The following is a 25464-nucleotide window of genomic DNA, read 5'->3' as shown; positions in this document are numbered from 1 at the left end:
TTGAAGTGATCTATTGATTATCGCTATGTGGCCGCAGTAATCAAGGTCAGTTAATTGAAAGTCTCAAATAGTTGTTTGAAAGTTAGCTATTTGACAAGGTTCTGTTTTTCAAGCCTAACTAATTGAGTTAATTCACTCTATATTTTCAATTAACCCCTACACAGTAACGGCAATACCCGTTACATTAACCCGCATCTCCTTTAGATGGTTCAAAGTATGTTTCATCCTATTTCATTGTTTGTTGGCCTGCGTTATTTGAAAGGCCGTTCCGGTGATCGCTTTAGCCGTTTTGTTTCTTATATGTCGACAGCCGGAATTACCATTGGTGTGCTGTCTCTGGTTACTGTTTTGTCGGTAATGAATGGATTCGAAGCGCAGTTAAAAGACCGAATTCTTGGTGTCCTTCCTCAAGCCGTCGTTTACGAGCAAGGAGGCACAACGTCACTTTCTGCTCAAGCACCTAGCTTTGCGGAGCAAATGTCGCTCAATGGCCACGTAGAACCTATTGTTCGCAGTGAAGCGGTGATCCAAAGTCCTGCTCAGTTATCTGCGGGCTTGTTAATCGGTATTGAGCCAAATTCAGATGACCCTCTTCAGAATCATTTAATTGCTGGCAGACTGTCTTCACTCAAAGCTGGTCAGTATCAGCTTTTCCTTGGTCATACCTTGGCAAGAAACTTGAAAGTGTCTATGGGCGACAAAGTTCGCTTAATGGTCACCAGTGCCAGCCAATACACACCGTTAGGGCGCATACCTAGCCAACGAAATTTTACCGTAGCTGGCATTTTTAACACGGGTTCGGATATCGATGCTCAATTGATGGTGACAGATATCAACGATGCTGGGCGTTTGATGCGCTATAAATCAGACACCATTTCAGGCTGGCGACTGTTTTTTGATGACCCATTTGAAGTGGCAGAACTATCAAACCAACCGCTACCGGAAGGTTGGGTGTGGAGCGATTGGCGAGACCAACGTGGCGAGCTATTCCAAGCCGTTCGAATGGAAAAAAACATGATGGGTTTGATGCTTGGGCTGATCATTGGTGTTGCTGCGTTTAACATTATTTCTGCGCTTATTATGGTGGTGATGGAGAAACTGTCCGAAGTCGCCATCTTAAAAACCCAAGGTATGCGTGATGGTCAAGTCATGGGGATCTTTATGGTTCAAGGTGCAAGCAGTGGTGTGATCGGCGCATTATCTGGTGGCATCCTGGGCGTGATTTTAGCTTCGAACCTCAATACTATTTTAGAGGCGATGGGTGTTGCTCTGTTTTCATTTGGTGGACAGTTGCCAATATTGATTAATCCAATCCAAATTGCGGTTGTTGTGGTTCTGGCTATTGCACTTAGCTTGATTGCCACTGTATTCCCTTCTTATCGTGCATCGTCTGTAAAACCTGCTGAGGCCCTTCGTTATGAGTAATTTCCTTCAATGTAATGATATCCGTAAAACGTACCGTGAAGGCTCGTTAGATACTGAGGTTCTCAAGGGCGTCAGCTTTGAAATCGAAAAGGGTGAGCTAGTCGCTATCATTGGTACCTCTGGTTCCGGTAAAAGTACGTTATTGCATATTTTAGGGGCACTGGATGATGCGTCTGATGGCAGCGTAAGCTTTCTCGGACAAGACTTAGCGTCTTTGAGTTCGAATAAGCAGGCCAAGCTTCGCAACCAGCATCTTGGCTTTGTGTATCAATTCCATCATCTTCTTTCTGATTTCTCAGCGTTAGAAAACGTAGCAATGCCGTTGTTGATAGGTGGAGAGAAGCCAGCGAAAGCTAAACAAGAAGCACAGTTGTTACTTGATAAAGTGGGGCTAAGTCATCGTGTTGACCACCGACCTTCAGAACTTTCAGGTGGTGAGAGGCAACGAGTGGCAATTGCTCGTGCATTGGTGAACAAGCCTGCGCTAGTGTTGGCGGATGAGCCGACTGGTAACCTAGACCACAACACAGCACTTTCTATTTACGACTTAATGCGCGAACTGAACCGTGAGTACGATACTGCCTTTTTGGTTGTGACTCACGATGGTGAACTTGCCGGTAAGATGGATCGCCAACTTCACATGCAAGATGGTTTACTGGTCAACGTAGAAAAAGAGGAGAGCTAAGTGTTTTCTTCTTTATCTCTATTGATAGGCGGCCGATTTAGCCGGGCGAAACAACGAGACAAAATGGTGTCGTTCATCTCCTTGTCTTCGACAATTGGTATTGCTGTTGGTGTCGCGGTAATCATTATCGGCTTATCTGCAATGAATGGTTTTGAGCGAGAGCTTCAATCACGAGTACTTTCTGTCATTCCTCACGGTGAGTTTGAGGGCGTCAATGAACCTGTAACACGTTGGGAGCATGTGATCGAACAAGCGACCCAACATGAAGACGTTGTCGCAGCTGCGCCTTATGTGAAAATTACCGCGCTTGCCGAAAAAGGCAAAGAGCTGAAAGCAATTGAAGTTCGCGGTGTTGATCCACAACTTGAGCAACAAGTATCGAGCCTATCGAGTTTTATCGATAAGAAAGCTTGGAGCGATTTTAAGGCAGGGCAACAACAGATTATCCTGGGCTCTGGCGTGGCCAATGTACTTGGCGCGAAAGTCGGTGATTACTTAACTCTGATGATCCCGACGGTGAATGGTTCGCTTAAGGTTCAAGCACCTAAACGTGTTCGAGTCAAAGTCGTTGGCTTGCTGACGCTTAATGGCCAAATTGACCACAGCTTAGCTTTGATCCCGATCGGCGATGCGCAAGTTTACGCAAACCTAGGTGAGGCTGTGACAGGGGTTTCTTTAAAAGTGACCGATGTTCTGAACGCGAACTCTATTGTGCGTGAGGTGGGTAACCAGCTTGATGTGTATGTGTATCTACGAAGCTGGCAACAGAAGTTTGGCTTCTTGTATCGAGATATTCAGTTGGTTCGCACCATTATGTATCTGGTGATGGTACTGGTTATTGGTGTTGCTTGTTTCAATATTGTCTCGACATTAATGATGGCAGTAAAAGACAGAGCATCAGAGATCGCGATTTTAAGAACCATGGGCGCATCGGACGGCCTTGTGAAACGCATTTTCGTTTGGCAGGGCGTATTCTCCGGTGTGTTAGGTAGTTTGGTGGGCAGTGTAATAGGCGTGTTAGTGGCGCTTAATCTCACGACACTTATCAAAGGGCTTGAAAGGCTAGTTGATCACCAGTTCTTGTCCGGTGACATCTATTTTGTCGACTTCTTGCCATCACAACTCGATATGACGGATGTTGTTGTGGTTTCCGGTACAGCGATTGTATTGAGCCTATTGGCGACATGGTACCCAGCATCACGAGCAGCCAAGTTAAACCCTGCCTCGGTGCTTAGCTCGAAGTAATGCGCTTAGTAATACTTCATGTAGCATGATAGACAAATGGCATACACAAAAAAGGATCCCTGATGGGATCCTTTTTTTTGAATTCAATCTGCATTCTTTACGACTGTGGTTACATCCCAATATTGCAGAGTTCTGCGGTTCATCTGACTTTAACTTGTGTGCGGTTTAAGTGAAGCGCATACAAGGATAGATTGAACGACAAGGAAAAGTTGTCAGTACCTTGCTTGACGCTTCTTCCAACTTCTTACTACTGAGTAACGCCATAACCCGCGAATACCAAAGTAGCCAATCATTGCTGAAACCACGCCACAAATCAGGCAACCCAGTAAGAAAGGAGGCCCGATTGTATTCATTTGCGCCAAGATGAAGTCCCAAGACAATTCGAAATGGAAGGCTTGAGGTGGTACATGCATAACAAACGCCCCGACTTTATAAGCAAAGTAGAAGAGAACGGGCATAGTGACCGGGTTACTGATCCAAACAAGTGCGACAGCCAAAGGTAGGTTAACGCCACATGCGACAGCAAGGCCTGCAGACATAATCATTTGGCTTGGTAGAGGGACAAACGCCATGAATAACCCAACAGCGAATGCGCCTGCCGCAGAGCGACGATTAAGGCACCATAAGTTGGGGTTGTACAAAACATTGCCAAAAACTTTCAATGCTTTCTGACGCTTGATTAGCTCATGGTCAGGCATAAATCGTTTGATAAACTTTCTTGGCATAGGAGGAAGCTACTCTCTTGTTTAACACTTGGTTCTTGATTTCATTTGCTGCGACAGTTGTGTCTGCCAGCTTCTGGCCTGTGATGCCTCATTGGGTTTGGGCACCATTGATGCTGTTGTTACTACTAGCATCAACAAAGTATAGCGTTTTCCGGAGTGCAAGAGGTCTAGCAACAGCATTGATACTAGTTATCTGCCTAGGGAATGTAATTGAAATACAAACGAGTCGCTTATTTCAATCAGGGCAGAATACTACCATAAATGCTTCGGTTGTTAGCCTTTTTAGTGAAAATAGCCACGGTTTTGAAAGCGTAATAGTAGCTAGATCAATTGGCGGCGAAAAATTAATCTTTCCTCAATTAATAAAATTACGTTTGTTTACTCCTTTTAAGTTAACACTCGGAGATGATGTCAATTTATCTGTGTATATAAAGCCTGTATGGGGCAAACTCAATGAAGCAGGCTTTGATTTAGAAAAGTATCTGTTTAGCGCAGGTGTGGTTGCCAATGCAATTTACAGATCTAATACAAAGTATCGCATTCATACCAATAGCAACTTACGGTCCTATTGGTTTGAAAACAGTCTTGAAAGGTTAAGTCAACTGGCAAATCAAGACCTCATTATGGCTTTGAGTTTTGGTTATCGAGACCTTATTCACTCTCAGCGTTGGGACTTACTTAAAAGCAGTGGTTTGATTCACTTGATGGCTATTTCGGGGCTGCATATTGGGATTGCCTTTGGTATCGGCTATCAAGTAGGAAAGGTATTCAGGTTACTATCATCTTCACTTCTTTGGTTGCCCACAATATTCGGAGTCGGCTTAGCCTATTTCTACAGTTGGTTTGCTGGGTTCACGCTGCCCACCTTGAGAGCTTTGGTGATGTGTATTATCGCCAGCTATTTCTTGTGGCGTGGGCAAAATATCAGTTTGTTTCGGTATGTCGCCTTAAGTCTGTGCGTGGTTCTGCTAATTTGGCCATTTTCAGCATTATCGAGTAGCTTCTGGTTGTCTTTTGGTGCGTTAGGTGCCGTTCTTTACATTGCGTTAAATAGTCAGTCATCCGATTCAAACTCAACATTTATCGACCGAGCACTGCAGCTCTTCAAGATTCAGTTAATGCTGACATTCCTGATTGCTCCCTTTTCGATGCTGTTCTTTAATGGGGTCAGCTTAGTCTCTGTTTTCTACAACTTGCTCCTTTTACCTTGGGTGTCGATGGTGGTTATTCCACTATTGTTCCTGGCAATGTTCTTTAGCTTAATATTGGCGCCAGTATCAGGTGGCGTTGGCTTAACTACATTCAACAATGGTTTGTCTGAACAATTATGGATGTTGGTCGACTTATCGCTTGAGCCTCTCGTATTTAGTCTTCCTTTCTCTGAACGATTTTGGTTTCAAGTGGATAATCACACGATTGAGTTGTCTGTATTCCTCATCTTGTTTTTCGGTTTTGTCAGTCGATATTTCAAGCGAGCACTATCTATATTGATTATTACCGTGTTTGTACTGTGGTGGGAGTTCGGCAAGCCTCAACAAGACAAACTAACTATCGATATCTTGGATGTTGGTCACGGGTTGTCTTTGCTCTTAGAAAAGAACAATCAGATTGTTATTTACGATCTTGGTAACGCATGGCCAGGAGGTTCCATTGTCGAATCCTTACTTATTCCTACTTTGAATCAGAGGGGAATTCATGAGTTGGAGGGTATAATAGTGAGTCATTTCGATTCTGACCACGCTGGTGGCTATCCGTCGTTACTTGAAAATTACAACCCTAAGTGGGTAAGAGCCAGTCAGAATATCAGTCAACAAGGACAATCTACGATTCAAGAATCGTCAAATATTCAAGCATGTATTTTAGGAGAAGTATGGACTTGGCAAGGGGTTGCTTTTGAGGTCTTGTGGCCTCCCAAACAAGTGAAGAGGGCGTATAACCCACATTCGTGCGTGGTCAGGCTTTTTGACCCCGCTCTAGAGTTCTCGATGTTACTTACTGGTGATATTGAATTGGTCAGTGAGTGGTTACTTGCACGCGAAGGCGAACGGCTTCGAAGTGACGTAATGCTTGTTCCTCATCATGGTAGCAATACGTCTTCGATCGCCAGTTTTATTGAGGCCGTTTCACCTCAGTTAGCGATCGCTTCTTTGGGCAAAGGCAATCAATGGGGGATGCCGAGTGAATCCGTTATTGAACGTTATCACGACGCAGGGAGTGCTTGGCTTGATACTGGAGAAAGCGGCCAAATAACCATCAGTATTGGTCAAGAAGGTTGGCAATATCATGAGATTAGAGAACAACAAGGCAGACAGTGGTATAGGCAGATGCTTCGTAAGGGAGTAGAATAGGAAGATTATTGTGAGAAAATTAAGCGATTCTATGTCAACACAAACAGATGAAACTACCTGGGTCACATTTAAAAGACTTTGGACTTATATTCGACTATATAAGGCCGGCCTTGGTGTTGCGGTTATTGCGCTTATTATAAATGCTGTCACTGATACCTACATGATTTCCTTACTAAAGCCGTTACTTGATGAAGGCTTTGGTAATGCAGAATCTGACTTTTTACGTACGCTCCCTCTCATTATCTTTGTCATGATGTTCGTTCGTGGCATCAGTGGCTTTGTTTCAACTTATTGTTTGAGCTGGGTTTCAGGCAATGTGGTCATGGAAATTCGACGTAAAATATTCAGCCATTTTATGCATATGCCAGTTTCTTTTTTTGATAAAGAACAGACTGGTGCGCTGCTATCTCGAATTACTTACGATTCAGAGCAAGTCTCTGCGGCAACCAGTAAAGCATTAGTCAGTATTGTCCGTGAAGGTGCAAGTATTATTGGCCTGTTGACGCTGATGTTCTGGAATAGTTGGCAGTTGTCTTTGGTGTTGTTCGCTGTCGCCCCTCTTGTCGCGTGGGCAATCAGTATCGTATCGAAGCGATTCAGAAAGATCTCTAAGAACATGCAAACCAGTATGGGTCACGTCGCCTCTTCTGCAGAACAAATGCTGAAAGGACATAAAGTCGTTCTAACGTATGGCGGACAAGATCTAGAAAAACACCGCTTTGACCAAGTTAGTAACCAAATGCGCCAACAAAGCATGAAGCTAATCACTGCTCAAGCGGCCGCTAACCCAATTATTCAGATGATTGCATCACTTGCAATCGTAGTTGTTCTATTTCTTGCTAGTGTTGATTCAATTAAAGCAGAGCTTACTCCTGGTACGTTCACTGTTGTGTTCTCGGCGATGTTTGGTTTACTACGCCCACTAAAAGCTCTGACTAACGTAACGTCTGAATTCCAACGTGGTATGGCAGCGAGTACGACCCTATTTGGTTTGATGGATCTAGATACGGAACAAAATAAAGGTACGTTGAAGCCTGAAACCGTAGCGGGTGAAGTTGAAGTAAAAGATGTGACATTTACTTACCAAGGAGCAGAGAAAGCAGCGCTTGATAAGGTCAGTTTTAATATACCGAAAGGCAAGACAGTCGCACTTGTCGGCCGTTCAGGTTCGGGTAAGAGTACCATTGCGAACCTGTTTACTCGCTTTTATGACGTAGACTCTGGCTCTATTGAGCTTGATGGTCACGACATTCGTGATTATGAATTAAGAAATCTACGTGAGCACTTCGCTCTTGTTTCCCAGAATGTGCACCTATTTAACGATACGGTTGCGAACAACATCGCTTACGCAGCTGAAGAACAGTATTCACGTGAACAGATCGAACACGCGGCTAAACTTGCGCATGCAAGCGAGTTTATCGAAGGCATGGAAAATGGCATCGATACGGTTGTTGGCGAAAATGGCGCGAGCCTGTCTGGCGGTCAAAGACAGCGTATCGCGATTGCACGTGCTCTATTGAGAGATGCACCTGTTCTGATCCTTGATGAGGCGACATCTGCATTGGATACCGAGTCAGAAAGAGCGATTCAATCTGCGTTAGAAGAGCTGCAGAAAGACAAAACAGTACTTGTTATCGCACACCGACTTTCTACTATCGAGCAAGCTGATGAGATTCTAGTGGTTGATGATGGGCATATTGTAGAAAGAGGTGCACATGCCGAGCTCATCGCCCTTGATGGCGCTTATGCACAACTACACCGAATTCAGTTCAGCGGATAAGATTAGGTCTTGTTGTGATCGAAAAAATTTGGTTTAACAATCACCCATTAAAATACTTTCTCTGGCCGCTATTGTGGCCATTGAGTCAGCTGTTCAAAATGATCAGCGGTCAACGTCGTGATGCTTATCTATCGGGGAAAAAAGAGACCTATCGCCCGCTTTTACCCGTGATTGTTGTTGGTAATATCACCGCTGGCGGCAATGGCAAAACACCGGTTGTGATTTGGTTGGTAGAGATGCTTCAGGCTCACGGTTTTAAGCCAGGTGTTGTTTCTCGAGGTTATGGGGCGAAAGCACCAAACTATCCGTTAGTGTTGGATGAAAACACGCCAGCAGAGCACTCTGGTGATGAGCCTCGTTTGATTCGTAAGCGAACTGGTGCGCCTGTAGCGGTTGACCCTGTGCGCGCAAACGCAGTAAAGGCTTTGCTGAGCGAAGGGGTTAATGTCATCATCACTGACGACGGCCTTCAGCATTATGCACTTGAACGCGATATTGAATTTGCTGTTATCGACGGTGCGAGACGCTTTGGTAGTGAGTGCCTAATTCCTTTGGGCCCATTAAGAGAGCCTATATCTCGTTTAGATGACGTAGACTTTTTGGTTAATAATGGCGGTAAAGCGCACGGGCGAGAGTTCTCGATGTCTTTGCTTCCAAGCCAAGCGGTTAACCTGAAGACGGGTCAGAAAAGGTCTGTGGCAGAATTACAGAAGCTGGTGGCTTTTGCTGGTATCGGTCACCCACCACGCTTTTTCAAAACATTGGAAAACCTTGATGGTGACGTGGTTTACACGCAGGGCTTCGCTGACCATCAAGATTTTGATAAAGATGAACTTCATGCCTTGGCAAAAAAAGGTATGAATATGATTATGACAGAAAAAGACGCTGTAAAATGCGAAGAATATGCGCAAGATAACTGGTGGTATCTTCCAGTTTCTGCGCAGTTTGATGAAGATTCGCAACAGCAAATTTTAAAAAGAATAAAAGAGGTTATGGAATACTATGGATCACCGTCTACTTGAGATCGTTGCTTGCCCTGTATGTAAAGGTAAACTAACTTTTGACAAGGATAAGCAAGAGCTTGTTTGTAAAATTGATCGCCTTGCTTACCCAATTAAAGAGGGTATTCCTGTTCTTTTGGAACCTGAAGCTCGCACCGTTTCAATGGATGAGGGTAAGTAATGTCTTATACGGTTGTTATACCTGCAAGATACCAATCGAGCCGTTTACCAGGGAAGCCACTTGCTGACATTGGTGGAAAGCCGATGATTCAATGGGTATACGAACAGTCAATGAAGGCGGGTGCCGATAACGTTATTATCGCTACCGACGACGCTCGAGTTGAAAAAGCGGCCAAAGCATTTGGCGCGACCGTTTGTATGACATCACCGAATCATGAGTCAGGCACTGAGCGCCTCGCTGAAGTGATTGAAGTTATGAAGATTCCAGATGATCATATTATCGTGAATGTTCAAGGTGATGAGCCACTTATCCCACCTGCGATCATTAATCAGGTCGCGAACAACCTTGCGAACAGTACAGCTCCGATGGCAACACTCGGTGTGGAAATTACTCATGCTGACGAAGTGTTTAATCCTAACGCCGTAAAAGTTGTGACCGACAAAGATGGGTATGCCCTGTACTTTAGCCGAGCTACTATTCCTTGGGATCGCGATGCTTACGCGAACAATGGTACAGCTGCTGAATCTCCACTGCTTCGTCACATTGGCATTTACGCTTACCGTGCGGGTTTTATTAATACCTATATCAATTGGGAACCAAGTACCCTTGAGCGTATTGAGTGCCTAGAGCAGCTACGTGTACTTTGGTACGGTGAAAAAATCCATGTAGACGTTGCGGCAGAAGCACCTGCAGCTGGTGTTGATACGCCAGAAGACCTAGAAGCGGTTCGAGCTATTATTGGCTAAGCGTCTTTTAGCGACTACTTCTTTGCTCTACAAAAATGCAAAATCATGAGCCTTGCTTATCGCGAGGCTTTTTTATGCCTAAAGAGAAGCGGATGACAGCCTTATTTATCTAAGTTAACGGATATTGAGTTGGTTGCATGGGTTTCTGTAGCATCACCCCGGAATTATCTGAGATTTACCTCGCTCGACTTGCAAATTTTCTCTATAATATGCCGCCTATAAAGTAGTGGCGAATCGCTAGTACAGAATAAAACTTACGACAAAACGTGGAGTAAAAGATGCCTTCTCAAAGCCCAGTGATTACGGTTGATGGACCAAGTGGTGCAGGTAAAGGTACCCTGTGTATGTTACTAGCAGATAAGCTAGGCTTTCATCTTCTAGACTCAGGCGCGATCTATCGCGTATTGGCTTTAGCGGCAATTCACCATGGCGTGGATACTGAATCAGAAGATGCTTTAGTACCGCTTGCAACTCACTTAGATGTTCAGTTTATCGCTGAAGGTGAGCTAGTGAAGGTTATCTTAGAAGGCGAAGATGTGTCTGGTGAACTTCGTAAAGAAGAGACGGGCATGGCGGCTTCAAAAGTCGCTGCTTTACCTCGCGTTCGTGAAGCACTGTTACGTCGTCAACGTGCTTTTAGCGCAGCTCCTGGTTTAGTTGCAGACGGTCGTGACATGGGAACCGTTGTATTTGTTGAAGCTGAAGCGAAAATATTTTTAGATGCAAGTGCTGAAGAGCGCGCGAGTCGTCGCCTTAAACAGTTGCAACAGAAGGGGTTAGATGTTAAATTTGACGACCTTTTGAGCGAGATCCAAGAGCGAGACGATCGAGATCGTAATCGCCCAGTGGCGCCACTTCGCCCTGCAGAGGATGCTCTAGTGCTTGATTCCACCTCAATGAATATTGAGCAGGTAGTCGAAAAAGCACTACACTATATTGAATCGAAACTGGCTGGGTAATTTCGCCGAGCTAGTACGAACGTTGGTCGCAAGGATGATGACCGGCGAATTTATCAACCCCATGCGGTAGGATACCCATGGACGTTTAATTATTGAAGATTAAATAATGACTGAATCTTTTGCTCAACTCTTTGAAGAGTTTCTATCTGAAACTGAATTCCAACAAGGCAGCATCGTTAAAGGTACTGTAGTAGCTATCGAGAACGGTTACGTTCTTGTAGACGCTGGTCTTAAGTCTGAATCTGCTATCCCTGCTGAACAATTCAAGAACGCTGCTGGCGAACTTGAAGTTGAAGTTGGTGCTGAAGTAGACGTAGCTCTAGACGCTGTTGAAGATGGTTTCGGTGAAACTCAACTTTCTCGTGAGAAAGCTAAGCGTCACGAAGCTTGGATCGTACTTGAGAAAGCTTGTGAAGAAGCTGAAACTGTTGTTGGTATCATCAACGGTAAAGTTAAAGGCGGTTTCACTGTTGAACTTAACGGTATCCGTGCTTTCCTTCCTGGTTCTCTAGTAGACGTACGTCCTATCCGTGACACTGCTCACCTAGAAAACAAAGAGCTAGAGTTCAAAGTAATCAAGCTAGACCAGAAGCGTAACAACGTTGTTGTTTCTCGTCGTGCTGTTATCGAATCTGAAAACAGTGTTGAGCGTGACGAACTTCTTGAAACTCTACAAGAAGGTACTGAAGTTAAAGGTATCGTTAAGAACCTTACTGACTACGGTGCATTCGTTGATCTTGGCGGTGTTGACGGTCTTCTACATATCACAGATATGGCTTGGAAGCGCGTTAAGCACCCATCAGAGATCGTTAACGTTGGTGACGAAATCCTAGTTAAAGTTCTTAAGTTCGATCGTGAGCGCACTCGTGTTTCACTAGGTCTTAAGCAACTAGGCGAAGATCCATGGGTAGCAATCGCTAAGCGTTACCCAGAAGGTCACAAGCTTTCTGGTCGTGTTACAAACCTAACTGACTACGGCTGCTTCGTTGAAATCGAAGAAGGCGTTGAAGGTCTAGTACACGTTTCTGAAATGGATTGGACTAACAAGAACATCCACCCTTCTAAAGTTGTTAATGTTGGCGACGAAGTTGAGGTTATGGTTCTTGATATCGACGAAGAACGTCGTCGTATCTCTCTAGGTCTGAAACAGTGTAAAGCTAACCCATGGCAGTCATTTGCAGAAATGCAAGCTAAGGGCGACAAAGTTACTGGTAAGATCAAGTCTATCACTGACTTTGGTATCTTCATCGGTCTAGAAGGCGGTATCGACGGTCTTGTACACCTATCTGACATTTCTTGGAACGCTGCCGGCGAAGAAGCTGTACGTGAATACAAGAAAGGCGACGAAATCTCTGCTGTTGTTCTAGCAGTAGATGCAGAGCGTGAGCGTATTTCTCTTGGCGTTAAGCAAATGGAAAACGACCCGTTCAACGCATACGTTGCTGACAACAAGAAAGGTGTTCTTGTAAACGGTACTGTAACTGCAGTTGACGCTAAAGGCGCTACTATCGAGCTAATCGAAGGCGTTGAAGGCTACCTACGTGCTTCTGAAGTTTCTCGTGACCGTATCGAAGATGCATCTCTAATCCTAAGCGTTGGCGACAGCGTTGAAGCGAAGTTCACTGGTGTAGACCGTAAGAACCGCGTAATCAACCTATCTATCAAAGCTAAAGATGAAGCTGATGAGCAAGAAGCAATGGCTTCACTGAACAAGTCTGATGAAGGCGCGTTCGGTAACGCAATGGCAGACGCATTCAAAGCTGCTAAAGGCGAATAATAGCTTCTCATTAAGAGAATTATAGCTATCTAGCCAAGAAAGGAGCCGTAAGGCTCCTTTTTTTTTGCTTATTTTTCCTATAGGTCTATAATTTCTAAAAAGAAAACCAACGAGGGTAACTATGACTAAGTCTGAATTGATTGAAAGACTGTGCGCTGAGCAAACGCATCTTTCTGCAAAAGAAATTGAAGACGCTGTAAAAGACATTTTAGAGCACATGGCTTCAACACTAGAAAGTGGTGATCGAATCGAAATTCGCGGCTTTGGCAGCTTTTCTCTGCATTACCGTGAACCTCGTGTTGGACGTAATCCTAAAACTGGTGACAAGGTTGAGTTGGAAGGTAAATACGTTCCTCACTTCAAACCAGGTAAAGAGCTACGCGAACGAGTAAACTCAGGGTTGTAGGCTACTTATCGGAATTAAGAAAAGCGGCATACTATAATGTATGCCGCTTTTTTATGACCATAATATGGTGGTCTGATTAGTAATTTTCCTGCATAATCGTACAGCTAATTAATCAATGAGTGATGAACTATGAAAATTATAAAAATAGTCGCTGTTATCGCACTTTTCCTAATGGCACTGGCTTTAGGCTCTCAAAACCAAACAATTGTGAATTTCAATTATTTGCTAGCGCAAGGTGACTTCCACCTGTCAAGCTTGCTAGGTGTTGTATTCGTTTCAGGTTTTGCTCTTGCTTGGTTAGTCTTTGGAAATATGCACATGCGATCTCAACTAAAAATTCATCGCTTGAAGAAGCAACTCAATAAGCAATCAAAGCAGGTCGCTGCTGAAACTAAAGCTTAAAGGCCATATTTGATGTTAGAGTTACTGTTCTTACTTTTGCCCATCGCAGCCGCTTATGGTTGGTATATGGGTAATCGTAATGCTCAGCAAGAAAAACAAAAGCAATCACACCAGATCTCCCGCCAATACGTGACGGGTTTGAACCTATTACTGTCAGACCAATCTGACAAAGCGGTTGATCACTTCATTGAGTTACTTCAAGTAGACAATGAAACCATCGATACTCACTTGGCTTTGGGCAACTTGTTCCGCTCAAGAGGCGAAGTCGACCGCGCTATTCGTATTCACCAAAATCTTATCTCTCGGTCTGGGCTTACCCTCGATCAAAAAAACCTCGCATTGCAACAATTAGCTAAAGACTATACGGTCTCAGGCTTTCTTGATCGCGCAGAGAAAATTTTTGAACAGCTTGTAGAAGAGCCTGATCATAAAGAAGGCGCTTTACAGCAGTTGGTTGCCATTTATCAGCAAACGCGTGAGTGGAATAAAGCGATTCATTACGGGAATATCTTAGTTAAGCTGAGCAAGAAGAAAATGAAGACGCGTGCGATGGTTGCACACTTCTGGTGTGAGCTTGCGATGCAAGAACAAGCCGACGGCAACCGCCCTAAAGCGCTTCAGCACTTCAAGAAGGCCCTTTCAGAAGACCCTAAATGTGTTCGAGCCAGTATTGCTTTAGGAAAATTCTATTTAGCCAATGAAGATTATCACAAGACAATTACTTATTTAGAGTCAGTTCTCGAGCAAGATATCGACTTCATTAGTGAAGTCCTGCCAACGCTTGCTGAGTGTTACCACAAACTTGGACAAGAAGCGCAGTTGGTCGAGTTCCTTAAAGCGTGTATTCAGAAGAAAGCCGGTGTTTCCGCTGAGTTGATGCTGGCTCAACTCGTTGCCGACCATGAAGATGTTGGCTCTGCTCAAGAGCTACTGACAAAGCAGCTTGTTAAAAACCCAACCATGAAAGGTTTTTATCGATTAATTGATTATCACCTAGAGGAAGCGGAAGAAGGTAGAGCCAAAGACAGCTTAACAACGCTTCAATCTATGGTTGGTGAACAACTCAAGGTTAAGCCTCATTACCGATGCCGTCAGTGTGGTTTCTCAACTCACTCAATGTATTGGCACTGCCCTTCATGTAAGGGGTGGGGAACGATCAAGCCTATTCGTGGGCTTGATGGTGAATAGATTTGTGGTCATTTTAAGACCAAATTATTAATTGCAGCTTTCGGGCTGCATTTTTATGACTGTTATTTATGGCCTGATTGGTATAAATATTTTGTAGAAAGTTAACTGCGTTAGGAGATGAAATGAACGACCAAAAAATCATTGTAGCATTGGATTATGATAACCAAGCGGATGCGTTAGCCTTTGTCGATCGTATTGACCCAGCATCTTGCCGCCTAAAAGTTGGCAAAGAGATGTTTACTCTGTTTGGCCCTGAATTTGTTCGTGAATTACATAAACGTGGTTTCTCTGTGTTTTTGGACCTTAAGTTCCACGATATCCCGAACACATGTTCAAAAGCGGTACGTGCTGCCGCTGAGATGGGCGTGTGGATGGTGAACGTACACGCGAGCGGTGGCGAGCGTATGATGACGGCTTCTCGTGAAATTTTGGAACCATATGGTAAAGCTCGTCCATTGTTAATCGGTGTGACGGTACTAACCAGTATGGAGCAATCTGACTTAGCGGGTATCGGTCTGGATCTAGAGCCACAGCAACAAGTGATGCGCTTAGCGTCTTTGACTAAAAACTCAGGCCTAGACGGTGTTGTATGTTCTGCACAAGAGGCTTCTTTGCTCAAAGGTGCACTTGGTCAGGAGTTCAAACTAGTAACTCCAGGTATTCGTCCTGTAGGCGCTGATGTTGGTGACCAGAAGCGTATCATGACGCCTTCTAAGGCGATTGAGTCAGGTTCTGACTATCTTGTTATCGGTCGTCCAATTACTCAAGCAGCAGACCCTGCATCAGTACTTGCTGAAATCAACGGCACGCTAGCTTAAGCTTATCATTAAGTCGTAATTCCAATAAAGAAGGCCAGCAATTTGCTGGCCTTCTTATAGGTGTACTAAATACAGAATTGGTCTGGAGTAGACTTGTTCTAAACGGCTTAAACCGGAGCGCCACTATGAAACTTAAAGTCGCTGTCTTCTGAAGTGATAAGTTCTGCTTCAACTTGCGCAAAATGAGCAATACGCTCAGAGATATCTTTCCCTGCGATTTGTTCCGCGAGTTCAAGATAGTCTTGATAGTGACGAGCTTCTGAACGAAGTAGAGATACGTAAAACTTTTCCATGTCTTCTTCTAAGAAAGGAGCCAGTTTAGCAAAGCGTTCACAAGAGCGAGCTTCAATAAATGCACCAATAATAAGCTTATCAACTAGAGCATCAGGCTCGTAAGTCTTAACTTGCTTGATTAAACCCTTAGCGTAGCGGCCCGCCTCGATCGGTTGATAAGTCACGCCTTTTTTTACCATCAATTCCATCACTTGGTAGAAGTGATGCAGCTCTTCTTTGATCAGCAATACCATTTTATCGATCAAGTCAGCACCGTAATTACAGCCTTCTTTCGCTGTAATTTGCTTTGATACATTACTTTTACCACGTAGAGACTCCAAGTCTCCAATACGACGGTAAGCAAATTGCTCGTAGGGCAAAATCCACTCATTCAGTTGCTTCGCGCTTTCTTTATCTACCGCATATTTACGGATAAGGAACAAAGCACTTTGAGCTGCTTTAAGTTCACAAAGCATGTGATCGCGTAGAATGATATGAAGGTTTTCAGGCTTCTTGGCTTCATCTATCCATGAATCTGGCGTTTCAGCTTTAAGAAAAGAGTGTATAGGGGCTAATAATTCTTGATACATGGTAAGGGCAAGTTTGTTGATAATGCGGGATTTTATCACAGCTTAAGAGATCCCCCTATACGGAGAAAGGAAATTCCACAGGTACAAAAAAGGCCGCTAATTTAAATAGAGCGGCCTTTAAGTGTTGAGTTAGAGCGTTACCATTTTTTCTTCTGACCGAATAGAGCATCCATGTCATCTTCACGCTCTTTCGATTCCATCTGCTGTAAATCTTCTGCGTTTTTATTTAGGCGCTTCTGATCAAGATCGTCAAGCATCTGTTGTAGCTTGTCTTTCGCTTGATTGGAGTATGCGTCGTTTTTAGTGGCTAATGCATCGATGCCTTTGCGCAACAGTTGAATCGCTGTGCCAGGCTGTCCACGAGATATCGAGTCATTTGCACGTTTGATAACATTCTCGATGTTGATGCGAATTTGGATTGTTTCTAAGCGAGCGTTTTCAACCACAAAAGCTTGAGTATTAAAACGTCCTTTATTGTGCTCGTTACGAACCGTGTCACGCAAGCGTTTAACTAGCTTAAGCATCATGATTGCTTGCTTGTCACTACTAGGCATGCGAAAAGCGGTGCTTTCGCCCCCTTGGTGGTTCTCTTTAAGCTGAGTGATTTGTTGCTTTACGCTTTCGATGCGTTGGGCAAGCTGCTTATTTTTAGGATCGAGTTCATACATATTAACTAATGCATCAAGAATTCGATTGTTTAAGCATATAAGAAGATCTTGGCTAAACGGCATGTGGTGAGCATTGCCAATTAACTCTTCTGTTCCATCTATAATGGTTAGATAACGAGAAGCTTCCTGTTTCTTCGTTGTTTCTACCTTAACTTTGTATTGAAGCATGATGTTGTAGCCTAAAACCAACACCAAAAGCACGGCTACCAAGGCGATTATTAAACCAATATTCATATATTTGTGTCTGCTTATTGTTTTCTATAGCTAACTAGAGAGGATACACGATTCCATTGTGTATAGGCACTTGTAAATTACAATTTTTGATTATCTCTTGTTGAGCGCAATCGGCAATCAAAATTTACTAACTAATGTGTGAGAATGAGGAGTGGCTTACAAAGCGTCAGTGATGTTTTTATTTGTTACGCTTTAAAAGCTCGATATTTCTGTCATTTTAGTTCTCGAAGCGTTATAACTATTAATTATATTACACGAGACTATAACGCTCTATTTGCAAATAAGTTAGCGCAGAAATGAGTAAAGGATTACGAGGTTAGATATGAAGTTACAGCAACTGAAGTACATTGTTGAGGTTCTAAACCATAACCTAAATGTTTCAGCGACAGCAGAGAGTTTGTACACATCTCAGCCCGGCATAAGTAAACAGGTTAGATTACTTGAAGACGAGCTAGGCATTCAAATATTTGAGCGTAGCGGTAAGCATTTAACTCAGGTTACACAAGCCGGTGAGGATATTATTCGTATCTCTCAAGAGATTTTGGCTCGTGTTGAGAGTATTAAAGCGGTTGCGGGTGAGCACACTCATCCTGAGATGGGCACATTGAATATTTCAACCACTCATACTCAAGCTCGTTATGCACTCCCTGATGTTATTAAAGGTTTCACGGCGCGTTATCCAAAAGTGTCGCTTCACATGCATCAAGGTACGCCAAGCCAGATGTCAGAAGCGGTAGCTAAGGGTACAGCGAACTTTGCGATTGCAACGGAAGCGCTACACCTTTATCAAGATGCAATTATGCTGCCTTGTTATCATTGGAACCGTTCGATCGTGGTAACGAAAGATCACCCTCTTGCACAGAAACGAAATATCTCGATTGAAGATCTTGCCGCTTATTCTCTCGTGACTTATGTATTTGGTTTTACTGGCCGTTCCGAGCTGGATACAGCATTTAACAAAGTAGGCTTAACACCGCGTGTTGTGTTTACCGCGACGGATGCTGATGTGATTAAAACTTATGTTCGGATGGGGATCGGGGTGGGTGTAATTGCAAGCATGGCGATTGACCACGAGCAAGATACAGACTTGGTTGCTATTGACGCGAGCCACTTGTTTGGTGCGAGTACCACAAGTATTGGCTTTAGAAAGGGTACTTTCTTACGTTCTTACATGTTCGATTTCATGGAGCGTTTTGCACCGCACTTAACTCGCCCAGTAGTTGAGCAAGCTATTTCTTTGAAATCGAATGAAGAGATCGAAGAGATGTTTAAAGACATCGACTTACCCGTTCGCTAAGGGTCATAGTCTTACCTAGATTCCCAATTCGGCCTGTTTACAGGCCGTTTTCATTTAAGCTCATTTGTGGTTTTATTGCTGGTAGGTTGTCTTTATACAACCTCAATTTGTAACCTTCCTTTCCATTTAGGCCTCTTACCCCTACAATCATCGCACCATAGGGGGAAGCATGCATTCACGATTCAAAATACTCGATTCATTTTTGCTAGAGCACCAGATTTACTGGCGTTCAGAGCCTTTTCACCTATGCCAAACTCACGATCAGCCATGGACAGACGTGAACCTTCCACTTGTCGATTGGTTAGATGGTTTGAGTATTGAACGCATTCAAACGCTAAAAGAACAGCCTCAAGTTCTGATTTCGGAACTTATGCGTTTTCTCCCAGAGTTAGGGAATGCCAATCAACACATCCAGTTTGATAATTCGGCTTTAGTTGGGCTTGATCTTCCGCGCGGTACTGCCGATGGTATTCCCGGCAGAAAGCTGCAACAAATCGTCGCGATGGGTGAGGCTTCATTAGAGCACCATCATGGTAAAGAGTGGCTTGAATGGTGTTCTGGCAAAGGCTTTCTCGGTCGGATCTTATCTCAGCAATCAGATCAAAAAGTCACTAGCTTTGAATGGCAACAATCGTTGTGTGAAAGCGGACAAAAGATTGCAGATGACCAGAAACTAGAGATGGACTTTGTTCAAGGTGACGCGTTTTCAAAAGATGCAGATAGGGTGTTTAACTCAAATCAACATGCTGTTGCTCTTCATGCTTGTGGTGACCTTCATGTCGAATTAGTGAAGAAATCTGTTTCACATGGGCTTCCTGCAGTCACCATTTCTCCATGTTGCTACCACCTTATTCACGATGAAAGCTACCAAGCGATGTCATCCGTTGCGAAAAGCTCAGCATTAACGTTGAGCAAGAGCGACTTAAGAATCCCGCTTCAAGAAACCGTCACTGGTGGTGAAAGAGTAAAAAGGCACCGTCAGTTAGAAATGAGTTACCGATTAGGCTTTAGCCAACTACTTAAGGGTGAGCTTGGTGTCGACGAGTACATTCCTGTACCAAGCATCAAGAAATCGGAGCTATCCGAAGGCTTTGAATCATTTTGTTGCTGGGCATCTGAAGTGAAAGATATATCGCTGGGTTCAGATATTGATTTTGACTCTTATTTAATTCAAGGCGAAGCGCTTTTCTGGGAAATGGAAAAGCTGAGTTTAGTTCAACAAGTCTTTAGAAGACCTTTAGAGATATGGTTGGCCTTAGATCGTGCCATTTATCTGCAAGAACAAGGTTATCAAGCTTCGATTGAAGAGTTCTGCGAACGTAGTGTAACGCCAAGAAACCTATTGATTCATGGGGTTAAGATCGAGCGCTAGCGGTAAACAGCACTGGTACGTGTTTTTACGATCTAACATCATGAATGCAAAATAAAGCTATAAATACAAAAAAATGATAAATACAAAAAAGCCAGCGCGACATAATGTCGTACTGGCTTTTTGTTTAATGTGTCTGAATTAACTGAACGCTTCAACGAGAAGGTTATTGCATTCAGTTAGCCATTACATCATTAGTTAAACATCGCGATTGCTTCTGCAGGCGCTACGTATTCTAGGTCAAAGCTTTCTGCAACTTCTTTACAAGTCACTTTACCGTGGATTATGTTTAGACCTTCTAGGAAACCTTCATCAGATAGAAGTGCTTCGCGGTAACCTTTGTTCGCTAGCTTAACAATGTAAGGAAGTGTTGCATTGTTTAGTGCGTAAGTAGAAGTACGAGCAACGGCACCTGGCATGTTAGCAACACAGTAGTGAACTACGTCATCAACGATGTAAGTTGGATCGGCGTGAGTCGTTGCATGTGAAGTTTCAAAACAACCACCTTGGTCGATTGCAACATCAACAACCGCTGAACCTGGCTTCATCTTAGCGATGTGATCTTTTGTAACAAGTTTAGGAGCGGCTGCGCCTGGGATTAGCACTGCACCAATCACTAGGTCAGCTTCTAGAACATGCTTCTCAATAGCGTCTTCAGTAGAATAAACCACTTTTGCGCGACCTTGGAATTCTTCATCAAGACGACGAAGAGTATCTACGTTGCGATCAAGAATGGTTACATCAGCGCGAAGGCCAACAGCCATACGTGCTGCGTTAGCACCAACAACACCGCCGCCAACAACAACAACTTTTGCTGGCTCAACACCAGGAACGCCGCCAAGAAGAAGACCACAACCACCGTTAGATTTCTCTAGTGTTTGTGCACCTGCTTGAATAGACATGCGACCAGCGACTTCAGACATTGGTGCTAATAGTGGCAAGCGACCCATATTATCTGTTACAGTCTCATAGGCTACGCAGACAGCTTTGCTCTTGATCAGCTCTTCAGTTTGTGGAAAATCTGGTGCAAGGTGTAAATAGGTAAATAATATTTGCCCTTCGCGAAGCATAGCTCGCTCGACAGCTTGAGGTTCTTTAACCTTTACAATCATTTCTGCTTTCGCGAAAACGTCAGCAGCAGTAGGAAGAATGGATGCGCCTACAGCGATGTAATCATCGTCTGAAAAACCGATACCATTACCGGCATTGGTTTCTACAAAAACTTGGTGGCCGTGTGAGATTAGTTCTCTCACGCTAGCTGGGGTCATACCAACGCGGTATTCGTGGTTCTTGATTTCCTTAGGTACGCCAATGATCATCCTGACTCCTCATTTTATTTTGGTTGTTTTATCTATGTGTAGGGTAATTCTGTCGAATTAATATCTAGTATAGATATGTTTAAGTAAAATTTGATACTGAATATTAAAAAGTTGTAGTATATTTTTTTGCAAGGAAGTAATAAGGTGGAATAAAAAATGGCAGACAATTATAAGAAGCCGTCCAAGGAACTAGATCGTATTGACCGCAACATTCTTAATGAGTTGCAAAAAGACGGTCGTATCTCAAACGTTGAACTCTCAAAACGAGTAGGACTTTCTCCAACTCCATGTCTTGAGCGTGTTCGTCGTTTAGAGCGTCAAGGTTACATTACTGGGTACACAGCATTGCTGAACCCACAGTACCTTGATGCTTCACTTTTAGTGTTTGTTGAAATTACGTTGAACCGTGGTGCGCCAGATGTGTTCGAACAATTCAACACCGCTGTGCAGAAACTGGATGACATCCAAGAGTGTCATTTAGTGTCGGGTGATTTTGACTATCTTCTAAAAACACGTGTATCTGATATGGGTGCTTACCGTAAGCTACTGGGTGATACGTTACTTCGTCTACCAGGCGTAAACGACACTCGAACTTACGTTGTAATGGAAGAAGTGAAACAAACCAATCAACTTGTGATTAAAACTCGTTAATCACAATTGGTGAAATGAAAGAAAGCGGACATTTGTTCCGCTTTCTTGCTTTCTGGAATTGGGTTTTTCTGTTTGATATGGTTAAATCAACAGTAGTTTCATTGAAACGAGCGGCTATTGCCGCTCGAGATGTTTTTATCCCGTTTAATTATTAAGTTGGTTTATGTTCAAGCAGAGCAGTAATAAAGTAGAAACAATCATTAAAACGAGTGAAGAGCCTCAGTCTCCTCGTTTAAGTGGTTCTCAACGTCTAAAAGAGTGCAGCCTAATTCTAGGTGTTCTCTTCTCTATTCTACTTGCCGTTGCGTTATTAACTTTTAGCCCTGCTGACCCATCATGGTCGCAAACGGCTTGGGGTGGTGATATTCAAAATGCAGGAGGCTACGTAGGTGCATGGTTGGCGGATACGCTTTTCTTTGTGTTTGGTTCTTTAGCTTATCCTTTACCTATCTTGGTGACGGTTGCTGCGTGGGTATTATTCCGTAAACGTAATGAAGATGAGCAGATCGATTTCATGCTGTGGGGTACTCGTTTACTTGGACTGATTGTCCTTATTCTTACTAGCTGTGGTTTAGCGGATATCAACTTCGATGATATTTGGTACTTTTCATCTGGTGGTGTAGTCGGTGATGTATTAACAAGTCTTGCACTTCCAACGCTGAACGTTCTGGGCAGTACGTTGGTTCTTCTTTTCTTATGGGGAGCTGGCTTTACCCTATTAACGGGCATTTCCTGGTTAAGTATTGTTGAATGGTTAGGCGAGTGTGCAATCAAATCCTTTACGTCAGCCGTTAATAAGGCGCGCGGCCAAGATCAAGAGCTGCTTGAACCTCAGTTAACAGAATCGGCAGACCGCGATTTAATCGAAGAACGTCATCAAGAGCCGAGTTACCGTGATGTTCCTGCTTTAGAAGATAACAAAGAATCAAAAGAGCATGATCTACTAGATCCTGCGATGAGCTTCTCAGCGACCAATGAGTCTTCAGGCGAGGCTACAAATGCGCTAGACAGTGCCGCGTCGCCGAAGCGCCATTACAATATTCATATGCCTGTCGATGCGCCAGCGAAGCAAGACGCTTCAGCTCAAGAAGTGTCTGATATTCAACGTCAACCTGAAGTTGAACCTGAGCCGATCCCTGCTGCGCCTGTTTACCAAGCGCCAGAAGAGCCTTTGGAAGAGGGCATTGAGCGCTCGAAGCAGTTGAATGCAACGATAGAGCAGCTAGAGAATGCTGCAATGTATGAAGATGATCTAGCGGCTCAAGAGCAAGTTGACGCACATGAATCTCAGGTTGCGTACCAACAATACATGCAAAACGAACAAGCGGAAGTTAGTCCAACTCATAGTGATTTTGATAGTGCTGAAACAGCAACGGATAGTTCCTCTGAAGTCGAGGGTGAACTCGGTGCAGAAGACGTTCAGCCTGAATCTTTATATGCTTCGCCAGTGGATGAAACAGAAGAAACAATCGAAGAAGGTTCTTCTGTGCAAGCATCTCCGTTTGATATGGCGGAAGAGCAAGATGAACAAGCTTCAGTGTTCCAACCTGTATCGATTGAAGATGTTAATACTGAGCAACAAGAGCCTTTCGCTGCCCAGCAAGGTAATGCGGAGTTTGAACAAGCTAACGAACAAACTGAAGAGCTTGCTGTTGATCTTCCATGGGAAGAGGTCACGGAAGATGAGTCTGCGCACCAAGACCAAGACCAAGACCAAGATGTAGCAGCATTCCAAAATCTGGTATCTGAAGCGCAAGCGAATATGGCGGCGACACAAAACCCGTTCTTGGTACAGCAAGATGTGAATTTGCCCAAACCTGCCGAGCCATTGCCAACACTTGAGCTGTTGTTCCACCCTGAAAAACGTGAAACCTTTATTGACCGCGATGCACTAGAGGCGATTGCTCGTCTTGTTGAATCGAAGCTAGCGGACTACAAGATAAAGGCAGATGTGGTTGATATCTTCCCTGGCCCTGTCATCACTCGATTCGAACTCGATCTGGCTCCTGGCGTGAAAGTGAGCCGTATTTCTGGTCTTTCTATGGACTTAGCGCGTTCACTTTCTGCATTGGCAGTGCGTGTCGTAGAGGTAATACCGGGTAAACCTTATGTTGGTTTGGAATTGCCGAACATGAGCCGTCAAACCGTATTCTTCTCCGATGTGGTAGGTAGCCCTCAGTTCCAAGAAGCGACGTCACCAACGACCGTTGTTCTAGGACAAGATATTGCAGGTGAAGCGGTTATTGCTGATTTATCGAAGATGCCACACGTACTGGTTGCAGGTACCACCGGTTCTGGTAAGTCGGTGGGTGTGAACGTGATGATCTTGAGTATGCTTTACAAGGCATCGCCTGAAGACGTTCGTTTCATCATGATTGACCCGAAAATGTTGGAATTGTCTATCTATGAAGGTATTCCACATCTATTGTCTGAAGTCGTTACCGACATGAAAGATGCGTCTAACGCCCTTCGTTGGTGTGTTGGCGAAATGGAACGTCGTTATAAACTGATGTCGGCACTTGGTGTTCGTAACATTAAAGGCTACAACGACAAATTGAAGATGGCTGCGGAAGCGGGTCACCCAATTCATGATCCTCTGTGGAAACCGGGCGACAGCATGGACCCTGAAGCACCATTATTGGAAAAACTGCCTTACATCGTAGTTGTCGTCGATGAATTCGCCGATTTAATCATGGTAGTGGGTAAGAAAGTTGAAGAATTGATTGCTCGTTTGGCACAAAAAGCACGTGCGGCGGGTGTTCACTTGATCCTAGCGACTCAGCGCCCGTCAGTGGATGTTATTACGGGTCTTATTAAAGCCAATATCCCGACACGTGTAGCCTTTACTGTATCAACCAAAACGGACTCTCGAACGATTCTTGACCAAGGTGGTGCAGAATCATTATTGGGTATGGGTGATATGTTGTACTTGCCACCGGGTTCAAGCCACACAACTCGTGTACACGGCGCATTTGCATCTGATGATGATGTACATGCGGTCGTGAATAACTGGAAAGCACGCGGTAAGCCAAACTATATTGAAGAGATTACTAACGGCGACCAAACCCCAGAAACACTGTTACCAGGTGAGAAAATGGAAGGCGATGAAGAAGTCGATCCTCTGTTTGATCAAGTTGTCGAACACGTTGTCCATTCACGTCGTGGTTCAGTTTCTGGTGTGCAACGTCGATTTAAGATCGGCTACAACCGTGCCGCACGAATTGTTGAGCAATTAGAAGCTCAAGGTATTGTCAGTGCTCCAGGACATAACGGTAACCGAGAAGTCTTGGCGCCCGCGCCACCAAAAGATTAGTTCCAATAGGAACTCATAACTATTCAGTCGGTCAAAACCAAAACATGACCGACTTATGTTCTAA

General features: G+C 44.0%; 22 protein-coding genes. 18 read left to right on the top strand and 4 right to left on the bottom strand.

Translation table 11 applies throughout. The features are described from left to right. Positions 1 to 216: 216 nt before the first annotated feature. Genes lolC through lolE form a run of 3 tightly spaced genes read left to right on the top strand, consistent with a single transcriptional unit; the run spans position 217 to position 3355 of the window. On the top strand, positions 217 to 1425 hold the full coding sequence (gene lolC, locus AB4513_RS05735) for a lipoprotein-releasing ABC transporter permease subunit LolC (RefSeq protein WP_170962710.1): 1209 nt from the start codon (positions 217 to 219) through the stop codon (positions 1423 to 1425). After that, positions 1418 to 2110 carry a lipoprotein-releasing ABC transporter ATP-binding protein LolD gene (gene lolD, locus AB4513_RS05730; RefSeq protein ID WP_009847148.1) on the top strand — a complete coding sequence of 231 codons (693 nt, stop codon included), beginning with the start codon at positions 1418 to 1420 and terminating at the stop codon, positions 2108 to 2110. Before lolC ends, lolD begins: the two co-directional genes overlap by 8 nt. Further along, positions 2111 to 3355: a lipoprotein-releasing ABC transporter permease subunit LolE gene (gene lolE / locus AB4513_RS05725; protein WP_009847147.1), complete on the top strand. Its 1245-nt coding sequence runs from the start codon at positions 2111 to 2113 to the stop codon at positions 3353 to 3355. A gap of 212 nt (positions 3356 to 3567) precedes the next feature. Here the strand turns inward: lolE and AB4513_RS05720 are convergent, their stop codons facing one another. Continuing rightward, positions 3568 to 4080: a DUF2062 domain-containing protein gene (locus AB4513_RS05720; protein ID WP_009847146.1), complete on the bottom strand. Its 513-nt coding sequence runs from the start codon at positions 4078 to 4080 to the stop codon at positions 3568 to 3570. A 215-nt stretch (positions 4081 to 4295) separates the two neighbouring features. Between AB4513_RS05720 and AB4513_RS05715 the strand changes: the two genes are divergently transcribed. From AB4513_RS05715 to pyrF, 11 genes are all read left to right on the top strand, one after another. Beyond that, a complete protein-coding gene (locus tag AB4513_RS05715) occupies positions 4296 to 6428 on the top strand; it encodes a DNA internalization-related competence protein ComEC/Rec2 (RefSeq protein ID WP_372069756.1) in 2133 nt (710 codons plus the stop codon). A 31-nt stretch (positions 6429 to 6459) separates the two neighbouring features. After that, on the top strand, positions 6460 to 8208 hold the full coding sequence (msbA, locus tag AB4513_RS05710; protein ID WP_009847143.1) for a lipid A ABC transporter ATP-binding protein/permease MsbA: 1749 nt from the start codon (positions 6460 to 6462) through the stop codon (positions 8206 to 8208). A 14-nt stretch (positions 8209 to 8222) separates the two neighbouring features. Further along, on the top strand, positions 8223 to 9230 hold the full coding sequence (lpxK, locus tag AB4513_RS05705) for a tetraacyldisaccharide 4'-kinase (RefSeq protein ID WP_009847142.1): 1008 nt from the start codon (positions 8223 to 8225) through the stop codon (positions 9228 to 9230). Next, positions 9211 to 9390, top strand: a complete 180-nt coding sequence (locus AB4513_RS05700) for a Trm112 family protein (RefSeq protein ID WP_004736429.1) — start codon at positions 9211 to 9213, stop codon at positions 9388 to 9390. The genes lpxK and AB4513_RS05700 overlap by 20 nt, the downstream gene beginning before the upstream one ends. Further along, entirely contained in the window at positions 9390 to 10136 is a 747-nt protein-coding gene (gene kdsB / locus AB4513_RS05695; RefSeq protein ID WP_009847141.1) for a 3-deoxy-manno-octulosonate cytidylyltransferase, read from the top strand. The genes AB4513_RS05700 and kdsB overlap by 1 nt, the downstream gene beginning before the upstream one ends. Before the next feature lie 278 nt (positions 10137 to 10414). Further along, positions 10415 to 11095, top strand: coding sequence for a (d)CMP kinase (gene cmk / locus AB4513_RS05690; RefSeq protein WP_009847140.1), 681 nt, complete (start codon positions 10415 to 10417; stop codon positions 11093 to 11095). 106 nt (positions 11096 to 11201) lie between these two features. Further along, on the top strand, positions 11202 to 12872 hold the full coding sequence (gene rpsA, locus AB4513_RS05685; protein ID WP_012604398.1) for a 30S ribosomal protein S1: 1671 nt from the start codon (positions 11202 to 11204) through the stop codon (positions 12870 to 12872). Positions 12873 to 12993: 121 nt separating this feature from the next. Then, positions 12994 to 13278, top strand: a complete 285-nt coding sequence (gene ihfB / locus AB4513_RS05680) for an integration host factor subunit beta (RefSeq protein WP_010439923.1) — start codon at positions 12994 to 12996, stop codon at positions 13276 to 13278. A 129-nt stretch (positions 13279 to 13407) separates the two neighbouring features. Further along, positions 13408 to 13680, top strand: coding sequence for a LapA family protein (locus AB4513_RS05675; protein ID WP_012604397.1), 273 nt, complete (start codon positions 13408 to 13410; stop codon positions 13678 to 13680). Positions 13681 to 13692: 12 nt separating this feature from the next. Continuing rightward, positions 13693 to 14868: a lipopolysaccharide assembly protein LapB gene (lapB, locus tag AB4513_RS05670; RefSeq protein ID WP_009848862.1), complete on the top strand. Its 1176-nt coding sequence runs from the start codon at positions 13693 to 13695 to the stop codon at positions 14866 to 14868. Between the two features lie 122 nt (positions 14869 to 14990). Beyond that, positions 14991 to 15686: an orotidine-5'-phosphate decarboxylase gene (pyrF, locus tag AB4513_RS05665; RefSeq protein ID WP_102257828.1), complete on the top strand. Its 696-nt coding sequence runs from the start codon at positions 14991 to 14993 to the stop codon at positions 15684 to 15686. 107 nt (positions 15687 to 15793) lie between these two features. Here the strand turns inward: pyrF and miaE are convergent, their stop codons facing one another. Then, a complete protein-coding gene (gene miaE, locus AB4513_RS05660) occupies positions 15794 to 16588 on the bottom strand; it encodes a tRNA isopentenyl-2-thiomethyl-A-37 hydroxylase MiaE (RefSeq protein WP_012604394.1) in 795 nt (264 codons plus the stop codon). Positions 16589 to 16686: 98 nt separating this feature from the next. Further along, a complete protein-coding gene (locus AB4513_RS05655; RefSeq protein ID WP_009848859.1) occupies positions 16687 to 17451 on the bottom strand; it encodes a hypothetical protein in 765 nt (254 codons plus the stop codon). Between the two features lie 322 nt (positions 17452 to 17773). Here AB4513_RS05655 and cysB point away from each other — a divergent pair, with 322 nt between their 5' ends. Next, entirely contained in the window at positions 17774 to 18748 is a 975-nt protein-coding gene (cysB, locus tag AB4513_RS05650; protein ID WP_009848858.1) for an HTH-type transcriptional regulator CysB, read from the top strand. Between the two features lie 169 nt (positions 18749 to 18917). Next, on the top strand, positions 18918 to 20120 hold the full coding sequence (locus tag AB4513_RS05645) for a methyltransferase (RefSeq protein ID WP_102257829.1): 1203 nt from the start codon (positions 18918 to 18920) through the stop codon (positions 20118 to 20120). Between the two features lie 191 nt (positions 20121 to 20311). On the opposite strand, the gene ald is transcribed toward AB4513_RS05645, so the two are convergent. Continuing rightward, positions 20312 to 21436, bottom strand: a complete 1125-nt coding sequence (ald, locus tag AB4513_RS05640; protein WP_009848856.1) for an alanine dehydrogenase — start codon at positions 21434 to 21436, stop codon at positions 20312 to 20314. Between the two features lie 156 nt (positions 21437 to 21592). On the opposite strand from ald, the gene lrp reads away from it, so the two are divergent. Beyond that, on the top strand, positions 21593 to 22087 hold the full coding sequence (gene lrp, locus AB4513_RS05635; protein ID WP_004734558.1) for a leucine-responsive transcriptional regulator Lrp: 495 nt from the start codon (positions 21593 to 21595) through the stop codon (positions 22085 to 22087). A 163-nt stretch (positions 22088 to 22250) separates the two neighbouring features. Then, entirely contained in the window at positions 22251 to 25400 is a 3150-nt protein-coding gene (locus tag AB4513_RS05630) for a DNA translocase FtsK 4TM domain-containing protein (protein ID WP_102257830.1), read from the top strand. Positions 25401 to 25464 lie beyond the last annotated feature (64 nt).

The organism is Vibrio sp. 10N.222.54.E6 (assembly GCF_041473955.1).
GTDB lineage: Bacteria > Pseudomonadota > Gammaproteobacteria > Enterobacterales > Vibrionaceae > Vibrio > Vibrio tasmaniensis_A.
The sequence above is the reverse complement of the archived record's forward strand: the minus strand, read 5'-3'. Positions and strand labels throughout refer to the sequence as shown.